Origin of the sequence: Streptomyces sp. P9-A4 (genome assembly GCF_036634195.1) — a bacterium.
GTDB lineage: Bacteria > Actinomycetota > Actinomycetes > Streptomycetales > Streptomycetaceae > Streptomyces.
Genome location: NZ_JAZIFY010000001.1, coordinates 4,288,109 through 4,300,643, shown reverse-complemented (window position 1 = coordinate 4,300,643; position 12,535 = coordinate 4,288,109). Strand labels below are relative to the sequence as shown.

General features: G+C 73.8%; 9 protein-coding genes and 1 pseudogene. 6 read left to right on the top strand and 4 right to left on the bottom strand.

The annotated features are described in order from the left end of the window. Positions 1–6: 6 nt before the first annotated feature. Both V4Y03_RS19395 and V4Y03_RS19390 read right to left on the bottom strand, forming a co-directional pair. A complete protein-coding gene (locus V4Y03_RS19395; RefSeq protein ID WP_332435739.1) occupies positions 7–1,038 on the bottom strand; it encodes a hypothetical protein in 1,032 nt (343 codons plus the stop codon). 450 nt (positions 1,039–1,488) lie between these two features. After that, complete coding sequence (locus tag V4Y03_RS19390; RefSeq protein WP_332435737.1) at positions 1,489–2,709, bottom strand: helix-turn-helix domain-containing protein; 1,221 nt, start codon at positions 2,707–2,709, stop codon at positions 1,489–1,491. 127 nt (positions 2,710–2,836) lie between these two features. On the opposite strand from V4Y03_RS19390, the gene V4Y03_RS19385 reads away from it, so the two are divergent. The 4 genes and pseudogenes from V4Y03_RS19385 (at position 2,837) to tgmC (ending at position 4,975) form a co-directional block, all read left to right on the top strand. Continuing rightward, on the top strand, positions 2,837–3,013 hold the full coding sequence (locus V4Y03_RS19385) for a hypothetical protein (protein ID WP_332435736.1): 177 nt from the start codon (positions 2,837–2,839) through the stop codon (positions 3,011–3,013). Between the two features lie 35 nt (positions 3,014–3,048). Next, a complete protein-coding gene (locus V4Y03_RS19380) occupies positions 3,049–3,231 on the top strand; it encodes a hypothetical protein (RefSeq protein WP_332435735.1) in 183 nt (60 codons plus the stop codon). 56 nt (positions 3,232–3,287) lie between these two features. Continuing rightward, positions 3,288–3,851 (top strand): annotated as a pseudogene (locus tag V4Y03_RS19375) (ATP-grasp ribosomal peptide maturase); the annotation flags it as partial. Continuing rightward, a complete protein-coding gene (gene tgmC / locus V4Y03_RS19370; RefSeq protein ID WP_332435734.1) occupies positions 3,848–4,975 on the top strand; it encodes an ATP-grasp peptide maturase system methyltransferase in 1,128 nt (375 codons plus the stop codon). The pseudogene V4Y03_RS19375 and the gene tgmC, both read left to right, overlap by 4 nt. 136 nt (positions 4,976–5,111) lie before the next feature. On the opposite strand, the gene V4Y03_RS19365 is transcribed toward tgmC, so the two are convergent. Both V4Y03_RS19365 and V4Y03_RS19360 read right to left on the bottom strand, forming a co-directional pair. Further along, complete coding sequence (locus tag V4Y03_RS19365; protein WP_332435733.1) at positions 5,112–8,255, bottom strand: sacsin N-terminal ATP-binding-like domain-containing protein; 3,144 nt, start codon at positions 8,253–8,255, stop codon at positions 5,112–5,114. Between the two features lie 808 nt (positions 8,256–9,063). Then, complete coding sequence (locus V4Y03_RS19360) at positions 9,064–9,993, bottom strand: DUF3027 domain-containing protein (protein ID WP_332435732.1); 930 nt, start codon at positions 9,991–9,993, stop codon at positions 9,064–9,066. 393 nt (positions 9,994–10,386) lie between these two features. Between V4Y03_RS19360 and V4Y03_RS19355 the strand changes: the two genes are divergently transcribed. Together V4Y03_RS19355 and V4Y03_RS19350 are read left to right on the top strand one after the other, a co-directional pair. Continuing rightward, a complete protein-coding gene (locus V4Y03_RS19355; protein WP_317876999.1) occupies positions 10,387–11,766 on the top strand; it encodes an MFS transporter in 1,380 nt (459 codons plus the stop codon). Between the two features lie 287 nt (positions 11,767–12,053). Beyond that, positions 12,054–12,533 (top strand): DUF2771 domain-containing protein, encoded by a 480-nt coding sequence (locus V4Y03_RS19350; RefSeq protein WP_332435731.1) that lies wholly within the window; start codon positions 12,054–12,056, stop codon positions 12,531–12,533. Positions 12,534–12,535: the final 2 nt, after the last annotated feature.

Here is a 12,535-nt window from a genome sequence, read left to right as displayed (position 1 = left end):
CGCGGCTCAGGCGGCGGGACGGCAGTCGGAGCAGCACGCGTCGGGGTCGTGACTGCGGAAGGCCCGGTCGCAGCCGTCGCAGTTGACGAGCGGCGCGGGCCCGTCGGTCACGGACGCCGGGGGTACGGCGGCGAGCGGGGGCGGCAGGAGCGCGGAGAGCCGGTACTCGATGAACCGTCCCGGACGGTGGATGGGCACGTGCGCGGGCGGGAGGGCGGCCGTGAGCGTACGGATGACCTGGGCGGGAGTCGCGTCCCGCGCGAGCCACTCCTCGACGCCGGGGGCAAGCCGGAGGACGTCGTGCCAGGAGAGCAGGAGCCGGGAGTCGACGGTCCGGAGACGGGCGAGGATGTCGGCGGCGGGGGTGTGGAGAGGGGACGACTGGGGCGGTAGGGGGCGGGGCGCGGGGTGGCGTACGGACTCGGGGGCGGGCAGGGGCGCGGGGGCGGGCTCGGGCTCGGGCTCCGGGGCGGGCACGGGCTCCGACTCCGGCGCTGACTCCGACTCCGGGGCAGGCTCCGACCCCGTGCCCGACCCCGACTCCAACCCCGACCCCAACCCCGGACCCGGACCCGGCCCCGTCTCTCGTACGGTCCCGGGGATGCCGGGTGACGACCCCTGCCCCCGCCCCCGCGCCTGCCCCTGCCCCTCCCCCCGCCCGCCGCACCCGGGCTTGTCGTACGACAGCGTCCGGGTGGCGAACCGCCCGCCGCCGAGGGGGACGCGTCGCCGCTCGACGTACCCTTCGGCCACCAGTTCGTTGAGCGCCCGCCGAATGGTGACTTCGCCCTCGCGGAAGCGCAGGGTGAGCGTCTTGACGGTGACGTCGGTGCCGTCGGGCAGCGACTGGATGTACACACCGAGCCCGATGGCGACGGCGGAGAGGCGCGGATGCTGGGTGAGGTGGTTGCCGACGACGGTGAACCGGTCGGGGTGCCGATGCCGTACGCGGATGACCCCGGAGCGAGGCGCGTCGACGGGAATCTCGAACGGAACGGGGCGCGGGGAGGGGGCCGCGTTAAACTGCGGATCAGCCATTGGGAAGGTGCTACTTCCTGAGCGCTAGGCCCTCGCCGGGATTTCTCAGGTCCCTGCGGGGGCCGACTTGTCATATGCCAGTGATGCGGCTGACCGTACCGCCCTCGACCTCATGTGTCCGAGTTCCGGACAGACCTTCACCCGATCGTGTGGCCAGGGGAGTTGGGGAGCGGGAGGGGTGGGTTTGGTGTTTCTCTCCCGTTGATTAACAGGGCGTCGAGCAGGACCGGGGCGCGACGGAGCACGCCCCGGTCGGAGCACGCGTCGGCCCGGCAGGGCTTGGCGGGTCCCGGTCGTCAGCGAGTTGGGCTTCGGGCCCCGCTGGTCACCCCCGGCGGGGCGGAAGACGCGAATAACCCTGCACTACTCCCGGTAACCAACCCCGAAAGGACCCCGATTGCCCTTCCAAGGCCGAGTTACTGCAGGAAACCCCGACCGCCCACCGCCCGTTCAGTCGAGCGCCGCAAGAGCATCGAACAGGGCCCTTCCCTCAGGAGCCCCGCTTCGCATGAGCATTGCGGCCACCTTGTGCAATTCGCCCCAGGCATGCGGTCGGCCGACATCCGCGGCATCACCGACGATGCCCAGCGCAGTCTCCAATGCGGCCTCCTTCTCCCCCGCACCCGCATAGGCGCGCGCCAGGCACGCGCCGTACCAAGCCCGGTCCCGGCGGTAGCTCGGAGCGAAGCCGGCGAGCCCGACGACCAGGTTCTCCGCAGCGCTCCCCCACGCCTTGAGGTGAAGGTCAGCCATCCCTCGTTGCGCCGCGAACCAGGACTCCCCGTAGAAGTAGAGCCAGGGCGGCGCATCAGTGGCGTCCGCGATGACCCGCTGGGCCTCATCCAACCTGCGGTATGCGTCCTTGGCGTTTCCTTCGAGAGCGTGACCCCGGCCGGCCATCTGAAGCGCCATCGCCCGCGTCACCTCGCTCGCACCCGCCGTCGACGCGGCAGCCTCCCCGAGCCTGACGCACCGGCGCCCCTGCCCGTTCGACCAGGCCAGGTGAGCCTTCATACTCATGGTGGTCGCTGCCATGTCGCCGTAACCGGACTCCAGCGCCCAGTCGTAGGAACGGTCGAACCACCCCAGCGCGACAGGGGCGTTGTCCTGGTCCTGCGCCATCCAGGCCAGGAACTGCGCGTACTCGGCCATCAGCTTTACCAGGCGGTCCGCGAGCGGTCCACGCGCCTGGTCGTAGAGGCCGGAGACGGCATCGAACTGGGCGGCGACCACGCCGTTCATGACACGCGACCCCAGGGCGTCCTCGGCCCGGCGATGCACGGCCAGTAAGCGGTCCATCTCGTCCAGGGACATGGAATCCAGGCGAAGCCCACCCTGATTCACCCGCGCGAGTCGGTCTGCGGCAGCGTCCGAGACGACCCCCGGCAGGACCAGGGACGGCAGGGGAAGATCAACCCGGGACCCTCCGAGCACCTCGGCGGGAATGCCCAGACCCTCGACGATCCGCTGACGTACCTCTACCGAGGTCACCGCCCGGCGCCGGTTCTCGATCGCGGACACATCGGGCTGCGCAAGGCCGATCAGGGCCCCGAGCCTGCTCTGGCTGCTGCGGGTGAGGGTCCGCCAGGCCTTCAGCAGCGTCGGCCAGTCCTCGACAGCTGCAGCAGCCCGCAGTTCAGGGTGTGCCCAGACGTTCAGCTCCGGCTCCATCCTCGCAATATAGGACGGCCCTATAGGACGTGACGGTGGAAGCGATCACCAGCAACCCGACAAGGTGGTCAGGCGGCCCCGGGGAATCGCTCCAGGGGCGTAACCCCCGCCTGAAAGGAGCCCTCGCATGCCCACCTCCGCACTCCCCCGCAGGACACCCGGTTCCAGTGGCCGGACGTACTCCTACCCCGACCCCCTCCCCGGCGCCCCCAGCCGGGCGCTCCGCATGCGTGCGGCTGCCGGCTGGGTGAAGTTCATGCGGCGGGCCGAGGTCGAGGAGCAGCTGCGCGAGACGAAGACGTGAACGTGGTCGGTCACGACGGCTATGAGCGACATCCCTTGCTCCACACGCGAGTTCGCGACATCGCCAGCAAGGGCGAAGGCGAGCTGACAGCCGTGACCCATGAACTGCACAGCGACGGCCGCGTGGTCCGTATCGCTCATGTCCGGCCCACGAGTGGCATCGAGTGGACGACCTCGGCCGACAACATCCAGGCCGCTCTGCTGCCCATCGAGCACTGACCCAACCATCTTTGGAGGACACCGTGTTCCACCACACGGACCGGCTCCCGACCGGATCCGGTCTCACCGCTGCGGCTCAGTGCGGCTTCCGGATCCCGCCGACCCTCGTCACCTCGGACCTCGACGCCGCCCGCACGTTCGTCCGGGCCCACGGACCGGTCATCTACAAACCACTGTCCACGCCCCTCTACCGCATCGACGGCGTGTCCTGCACGGTCGAGGTCGGCGAAGTCACCGCGGCGGAGATCGACGAACGGGTGGCCGGCACCGCGCACCTGTTCCAGCACCGCGTCGACAAGGTCGCCGACGTCCGTGTGACCGTCATCGGACGGCAGGTGTTCAGCGTTCGGATCGACTCCGGGCTGCTGGACTGGCGTACGGACTACGACCGGCTCACGTACACCGTGGTCGAGCCACCGCCCGGGATCGGCGACGCCCTTCGCCGGTACCTGGACCACTTCGGGCTGGTCTTCGGTGCTTTCGACTTCGCGGTGGACCACGCCGGGGCATGGTGGTTCCTCGAATGCAACCCGTCCGGCCAGTGGGCATGGATGGAACCGGAAACCGGGCTGCCCATGGTCGCGGCCATGGGTGACCTGCTGGAACGGGAGGCAGCGTGAGCGACGACAGAACCCTCCGCGAGGCCCTGGCCGACCGACTCGCCTCCGACGGTCATCTGCGCTCGCCCCAATGGCGACAGGCCGTTCTCGACACCCCTCGGCACGAGTTCCTTCGCGGCGGCTACTTCCGGCGCGTGGACGGCGTCGGCCCCACCGGCTGGGAGCCGGTGATGCCCGAGGACCCGACCTGGCTCCCGGCGGCGTACACCGACGATTCGCTGGTGACCCAGATCGCCGGAACCATCGCTCCCGGCGACATCCAGGGCCGGATCTTCCGGGCCCCGACCAGCTCCAGCACCATGCCCGGCCTGGTCGTCCGGATGCTCGAAGAGCTCCATGTGGACGACGGGACGCGCGTCCTGGAGGTCGGCACCGGTACGGGCTACTCGACCGCCCTCCTCCGCCACCGTCTCGGCGCCGGCCTCGTGACCTCGGTCGAGGTCGACGAGGAGGTGTCCGCCCGGTCCCGGATCGCCCTCGGCACCACCGGGCACATGCCCCACCTGATCGTCGGGGACGGTCTCGCCGGGGTCCCGGAGGGCGGACCGTACGACCGGATCGTGGCGACCTGCGGAGTCCTGACGATCCCCCCGGCCTGGCTCGCCCAGACCAGACCCGGCGGGCAGATCCTCGCCACGGTGTGCGGATGGATGTACTCCTCCGAACTCACCCGCCTCACCGTCGGCGACGACGGCACCGCCCACGGCCGGCTCCTCGGCGGTCAGGTCTCCTTCATGCCGGCCCGTCCCCACCTTCCGCCGCCCTTGGGGGTACTCCCCGATCTCGCCCGCGGCGAGGAACGCGAGACCGCTCTCGGCCCTGACGCCCTGGACGACTGGACCGCCCGGTTCGTCGCCCAGCTCGCCGCGCCGCGCGCCCAGCGCGTCCGGATCTCCGTCGACGGCGGCGAACCGGACGACGTGGTCCTCGACGTCGGCGCCGGGTCGTGGGCCGCCCTTCACCGCGACGGCGGTCGCTGGATCGTCCGCCAGGGCGGACCGGACCGCTTGTGGGACGGGATCGAGGACCGGGTCACCCGATGGCGGCAGGACGGCTCACCGGGCCTGGAGCGCTTCCGGATCGCCGTCACTCCGGACGGGCAGCACATCACCTGGCCCCGGTGAGCGGCCCGCTCGCCACGAGGCGGCTGCGAGCGAGGCTTCCGCGCGCGTCGGGACCAGCGGCGGTTCTTGCGGACGTCGCGGTGGGGCGGCCCCTCGGGGCGGGCCAGGTGCGCGGGATTCCCCGGCGCCCCCGGCCTCAGTCGAACCAGCGGTCCCTCGCCAGTTCCGTCGTCCTCGACAGGTCCTCCAGGAGGGCCGCCACCTCGAAGCGGCGGGGCCACTGGCCGGAGGCCCAGGCCAGGCCCGCCGCCACGCCTTCCAGGGTGGACGCGTGGACCACGCCGTCCGAGGTGCGGCGCCAGTCGAGTTCCGTGCCCGCCGCCCTGAGTTCCTCGTGCTCGACGTAGGTCGCCGGGGTCGCCGCGCCCAGCAGGGTGCGGACCGGCTCCGGCACCTCGTGCTCCTCGCCCGTCGTCGTGACCTCCGCCTCGACCGTCTCGCTCAGGCGCCGGACCTGGAACAGTTCCGCCAGGTCCGCCGCCCTCGACGGCGACACCGGGAGGAGCGGCAGGCCGGCCGCGAGCGGCAGGAGGTCCGGGGCGTCCGCCACCAGGGCCTCCGCCGCGTCGACCACCACGACGACGCCGTCCACAACCGCCCTCAGATCGTCCGGCAGCGTCACCTGGTCCGGGTCCAGGTCCGCCAGAGCCGTGTACAGGGCGTGGAGCTGCGGCGCCGTCACCTCGCGGGACGGGTCCGCCAGGCGGCCGAGGAGTTCCGCCGCCCCGCCCGGCTCGTCCAGGAGCGCCGGGACCGTCGTGCGGACGCCCAGCGCCCTCAGGACCTGCTCGTCCTCGAAGCCGGTCGCGTCGGCGGGGTCGTACAGACCGGTCAGGAGCGGGTCGCCGCCCGCCGCGCGGAGGCCCGCCGGGCGGCGGCCGTCCAGGACCGGGTGGTCCCGGAGCCACCACGCCGTGTACGAGCGGACCGTCTCCGTCGTCCCGTCCGGCAGCAGCACCCGTACGGGCTGGGTCAGGGCGTCCCGCAGGGGCGGCTGCGCGAGGAGCGCGAGCGCCTGCGGCCATGCGTCGTCGTCGACCAGGTCCAGGTCCCGTACGGCCACGATCTCCGTCGCCACCGGCGGCACCGGCGACTCCGGCAGCCGGTCGAGGACGTCCTCGCACCACACGTCGACCGCGTCGAGGAGACCGGCGTCGTCGGGCTCCGGGTAGTCGCCCTCGCGCGGCTCGACCTCGTCCGGGTCGAGCAGCAGATCGGTCGCCCTGACCAGGGCGAAGGTGGCGAGCACCCCGCAGGCCGCCAGGGGCTGTTCGCCCCAGCGGGCGGCCAGTTCGGCGTCCACGTACGCGAGTTCGTCCTCCCGCATCACGGCGGCGAACGCCGAGCCCGGCATCACCAGCTCGCCCGCCGGGGAGAGTTCGCCGTCCTCGTCGGGGAGCGCGAGCGCCCCGAGCCAGGGCTCGTCGCCGGGGTCCAGCTCCGCGTCCCGGACGAGAGCGAGGACCGTGTCGACGAGTTCGTCCGCGTCCAGTGCGTCCGCGTCCTCGTCCCAGATCTCGCCCGCGTCGAGGGAGGCCGCGACCGCCGCCCGTACCTGCGGGGTCGTCAGGACCGCGCGGGGCGTGGCCGGCAGCGCCCCCAGCTTCTCCAGAAGCGGGTGCGCGGCCTCCGGGTGGGCGACCTTCAGACCGAGCCGGGTCAGCTCGGCGGGGGTCCGGTCCTGCGGCAGGAGGACCTGGCGGGGGCCGACGGCCGTACGGGTGCGGCCACCCTCCGCCGCGTCCGCCAGCGGCACCGGGAGACCGGACAGCCGGTCCGGGTCGACGCCGGCGAGGGAGTCGTACAGGCGCCACCACCAGGTCGGGGCCCGGTCGACCCCGGCGAGCCGGTCCACGGCCTCCGTCAGGGGGACGCGGCCGACCCCCAGGGTGCGCAGTTCGGGGCGCCGCTCCAGACCCGCGGGGAGGAGGGTCGGGAAGACCTCCGCCAGGACCTCCACGGTCTCCGCGCCCGCGCCTTCCGCGACCTCGGCCTCGATCGGGCGGAGGGCGGGGAGTTCCTCGGTGGGCGCGGCGGGCGCGAGGAACGCGACCCTCGGCAGCCGGTCGAGGATCGCCTCGCGGAGCGCCCCGTCGAGCGGGCCCTTGCCGAGCGGCCCGGGGACGAGGTCGAGCGTCGCGGTCGTCACCGGCTGCCACTCGGCGAGGAGTTCGGCGTACGCGTCGGCGGCGCGCTGCACCAGGAAGTCGGTCAGCGGACCGGGCGCCGGGTGCCGGCGCGCGGTGTCCAGCGGCAGCGAGGCGATCAGCAGGGCCGGGATGCCGAGGGGCTCGTCGGTGGGTGTGGGGGCGTGCACGACCGGGGTCGTACGCGGGGAGCGCGGGGCGCCCTCCCCGTCCACGGGTACGGCCCAGGTGACCGACCAGTGCGGGCGCAGGCGCTCCTCGACCGGGCGGTCCTTGAGGAGTCCGGCGTCGAGCGGGCCGCCGTGGGAGACGGTCCGCCAGCGGTGGGTGCCGGTGGCGGAGTCGTCGATCCGTACGTAGCCGTCGTCCTCGGAGCGGCGGAGGGTCCGTACGCCCTCGGCCGTCTCCACGACGATCTCCGCGAGCCCGGGGAGGGTGAGGAGGAGGGCGTCGTCGACGGAGCCGAGGAGCCGTTCGGCGAGGTCGCGGGCGGCGGTGTCGCGCAGCGGGAGGACGACGACGGTGTCGTAGCCGTCGGGGGCGGTGCCCTCGGCGGGCAGCGGCAGCCGCAGCAGCGGTACGTGGCCGTCGCGGCGGCGCAGTTCGTCACCGAGACCGGGGCTGTACGCGGCGGCCCCGGCGGCGAGTTCGCGGGCCTCCGCGAGGGACCAGCGGACACCGCCGTGGCGACCGAGGACGGCGGGCTCGTCGGTGACGGCGAGGACGGCGGCGAAGCCGACGCCGAAACGGCCGACTGCGCCCTGGGTCTGCTCGCGCTTGGCGGAGGCCCGGAGCGACGACAGCGACTCGGCGCCCGTCGCGTCCAGGGGGGCACCGGTGTTGGCGGCGGCGAGGATCGCCGGGCCCTCGTGGTCGGCGGGGTGCAGGGTGAGGCGGAGACGGCCGGTGACGCCGGCGCGGTGGGCGGCGTCGGCGGCGTTCTGGGCGAGTTCGACGACGAGGCGGTCGCGGTAGCCGCCGAGAGCGAGGTCCTCCTCGGCGTTGGCGTCCTCGCGGAACCGGGCGGGGGAGGCGCCCCAGGCGTCGAGCACTCCCCGCCGCAGCCGGGCGGTGCCGAAGGGGTCGGTTCCGTCGGTCGTCGTCCGGACGCTGACGCTCACGTCTGACTCCACTCTGGGGGGGGCGGGGCGGACCTTTGGGCCCGGGGGCCGAAGGTACCGTGCCGGGGGCGGTGGCTTTGACGGGGCGCGGGGCCCTTCGGGCGTGTGGGTGCGTTGGGCGCGGGGCCCTTCGGGCGTGCGGGTGCGTTGGGCGCGGGGCCCTTCGGGCGTGCGGGTGTGTTGGGCGCGGGCGGCTTGTGGGTGCGCGTGCCCGTGGCTGGGCGTTTCAGGCGCGGGGAGCCTGGGCCCGGCAGGGGGCGATGTCCCGTGTGCCCACCCGTCCCGCCCTGCGGGACGATTGCCCACACGGTGTGGGGCGCGGCCCGCACGGGTGCGGCGCCAGCCTGCACGGGCGGGGGGCCAGGCAGCGCGGTGCGGGCCCAGCAGCGCGGCGCGGGCCCGGTAGCGCGGCGCGGGCCCGGCAAGCGCGGCGCGGGCCCGGCAAGCGCGGCGCGGGCCCGGCAAGCACGGTGCGGGCCCGACAAGCGCGGCGCGGGCCCGACAACACAGCGCGGGCCCAGCAGCGCGGCGCGGGCCCGGCTTGTCAGGCGCCTGCCCACCGGGGGCAGGAAGGGCCCTCCAGGTGCAGGCACCAGCTCACACGGGGGCGGGCCCGCCTGGTGCAGCGCCAGGTCACACAGTGCGGCGTGAAGCCCATGCGGTGCGGCGCCCGCCCGCACGGGCGGGCGGGCGGGGCCCATGCGGTGCGGGGCCAACCCGTACGGGCTGGGGCCCGCGCAGTGCAGCGCACGCGGTGCGGTGCGAGGACTCGCCCGCGTGGGGCCCACGCCGTGCGGTGCCGGTCCGGTCCCGCGTCGGGCTACGAGTGGCCCAGGTCCTCCGACGCGTCGTCCGGTTCCGTTGTCGAGCCGGAGTCCTTTGCCGGGCGGAGCGGGAACGCGTCCGCGCCCATCGAGTCGAGGACCGGGGGGGCCGGGCGCGGGGGCTTCGGCATGACGGCGGCCTCGGAGTGGCCCCCGCAGCCGTACGCGAGGGAGACGACCCGGCCGTCCGCCGGGGAGAACTCGTTCGCGCAGACGCCGAAGGCCTGCTTGAGGGAGCCGGCGAGCGGCACCAGGAAGGCACAGGACTCGCAGGTCGCGGGTGCGGCCATCGCCATCGGCGTCTTCGCGCCGAACGCCTCGTCCCAGCGGTCCGTGGCCGTGTGAAGCCCGTACCGGGAGAGGACCCGGGCCCGGCGCATGCCGAGCTCCTCGGCGACCGCCGCGATCGCGCCGCGCGAGGGCACGCGGGTGACGATCTCGGCGTCCTCCGTGTCCAGGTGCTCGGCCAGCTCCTCCGAGACCACGGAGTTCGGCGGGGGCACGTCCTCGCCGGTGTAGCCGGGCTCCAGGCGCAGGTCGTCCTGCTCGGTGGGCAGGAGGTCGCCGGGGCCCATGTCGCCGGGCCGCAGCCGCTCGCTCCACGGCACCCACTCGGGGGCGAGGAGGGCGTCGGAGCCGGGCAGCAGGACGGTTTCGTCAAGCGTGACGTTCTTGGCGCGGGAGGCGCGGGTGACCGTCACCGCCCAGCGCCAGCCCCGGTAGCCGGGTTCCTTGGACTCGAAGTAGTGGGTGACGACGCGGTCACCCTCGGCGACCACCTCGACGTGGGCACCGACGATCCCGGGGGCGGCCGCCTCCTCGGCGGCCTCCCGCGCGAGGTCTACGGCCTCGGCGCACAGGCGGTCGGGGATACGCGTGGCTCGCGGGGTACGCGGGGTACCGCTTCGCGTCGTCGCAGCACTCACAGGTCTCGCTTCTCTCCTACGCCGTCTCACGGGTGCGCCGGCCGAGGGGCGGGAGCGAAGCCACGGGCGGCGGGCGGAGCGGACCTGTGGGCCGCATCGACGTCCGCGCACCCGACTTGTCTCGCGTGTCTCGGGCACACCTATCGCCATCCATTCTGCGGGATGCCGAAGAGGCGCGCGGCCGGGAGCTTCCGCCGGTGACGCGCTACGCACGCTACCCCGTTCGCGGGCCTCAGCCCACATGCCCGCCCCAAGTGGCCCGGATCACGAACACCGGGAGGCGGCCGAGAAGGGCGTCGGAGGCGGTCGAAGTGGGTGCCTGAGGCGGTCGAGAAGGGGCCCTCACCGCCGCGCCACGGTTCGCCGGGCGCGCCGGTGGGGCACTATGACGGAGTGGCAGCCGCACGGTCCCCCGCACGATCCGAAGATCATGCCGGACCGCTCCGCCGAGCGGGCCGGAGGGTCGGTCATGCCCTGCACCTGCCCTTCACGGGGACGGCGAAGGGGATCCGCAAGGCGACCCACGCGCACGGCGCGGGCGAGTCGGGGCTCGGGAAACTGATCGAGCTGCACGCCGTGAACGGCGCCGGGGACGTCATGATCACCGTCGCGCTCGCCTCCACGGTGTTCTTCTCGGTGCCGACGGACGAGGCCCGGGGCCGGGTCGCGCTCTACCTCGCCGTCACGATGGCCCCCTTCATCCTGCTCGCCCCGGTGATCGGTCCGCTCCTGGACCGCATCCCGCACGGGCGGCGGGCGGCGATGGCGGGCGCGATGGTGACCCGCGCGGTCCTGGCGATCATGATGTCGGGCGCGGTGGCGACGGGCGGTCTCGAGCTGTACCCGGCGGCGCTGGGGGTCCTGGTGGCCTCGAAGGCGTACGGGGTGGTGCGCAGCGCGGTCGTGCCCCGGCTGCTGCCACCGGGCTTCTCCCTGGTGAAGGCGAACTCCCGGGTGACCCTCGCCGGGCTGCTCGCGACGGGCATAGCCGCTCCCGTCGGGGCGGGGCTCCAACTGCTGGGGCCCCGGTATCCGCTGTACGGGGCGTGCGCGCTGTTCCTGCTCGGGACGTTCTGGGCGCTGCGGATGCCGCCGAAGGTGGACTCGGCGAAGGGCGAGCGGCGGGCGCACCTGCTGACGCACGGCGAGCGGAAGCCGAGCCTGCGGACGGTGGGGCCTTCGGTGCTGCACGGTCTGGAGGCGAACGCGGCGCAGCGGATGCTGTCGGGTTTCCTGATCTTCTTCCTGGCGTTCCTGCTGCGCGAGCACCCGCTCCCCGGGCAGAGCGCCGCCGTCTCGCTGGGGATCGTGGGCGTGGCGGCGGGCGTCGGCAACGCGAGCGGTACGGCGATGGGCTCGCTGCTGCGGGACCGGGGGCACGGGCCCGAGGTGATCATCGCCACCATGATCAGCGTGGTCTGCGGTACGGCGATCCTGACGGCGGTGTTCTTCGGCGGCGTGATGGTGGCCGTGCTCGGCGCGGTCGCGGGGCTCACGCAGGCGCTGTCGAAGCTGTCCCTGGACGCGCTGATCCAGCGGGACGTGCCGGAGGCCGTACGGACGTCGGCGTTCGCGCGGTCCGAGACGGCGTTGCAGATGGCGTGGGTGGTGGGCGGCGGGATCGGCATCGCGCTGCCGCTGAACGGCACCCTGGGCATGGCCGTGGCGGCGGCGATCCTGGCTCTGGGCGCGCTGCTCGCGGTGCGCGGCCTGCTGGCGGAGGCCCGCCGCAGACCGGGCCCGAAGGGGCGGGCCAAGACGCGGGTGGGCTAGCGGGCGGGCCAGGGGCGGCGGCCTGGGTGGCCCGGATGGAAGTCCGGGTGACCTCCGGGGCGGGCCACCCGAGGGGCCCGGACGGAAGTCCGGGTGGCCTCCGGGGCGGGCCACCCGAGGGGCCCGGACGGAAGTCCGGGTGGCCCCGGATGGAGGTCCGCGTGGTGTCCGGGTCAGCCCCCGGGTGGCCTCGCCGTCGGCGGCCCGGGTGCCGCCATCCGGTGCCGGAAGGCGGCACGCCGTACCCCCGCGTGGCGCGGGCGCGGCGGCCCGATAGCCTTCGGCTCATGACCGTTGCGTTCTTCACCGGCTCGCGCCGCCGGGCCGCCGTCGCCCTCGGGGCCGTCTCCGCCGGGCTCCTCGTACTCTCCGCCTGCGACAAGCCGACTCCGATCGCGACCCTGACGGTCGGGACCGACTCGGTCCACTCCGAGGCCGCCTGCTACAACGACGGCGACGCCATCAAGGAGTCGCAGATCCAGCAGTGCCTCAACAAGAAGGCCGAGAAGTCCATCACCGTGGCGATGGACGACAAGATCCGCTTCGGGGTCGACCCCGAGATCGCGGACCACGGCTGGACCATCTTCCTCGGCGGCCAGCAGGCCGAGCCCGAGCCGTACAAGAAGACGTACCGGACCATTCCGGCCAGCGCCTTCTTCTCCAGCCAGTCCGGCGAGCCCGCCAGCCAGACCCAGGTGACCATCGTCGAGAACACCGGCAAGAAGCTGACCGGCATCTGGCACTTCCAGCTGAAGAAGGAATCCTGATC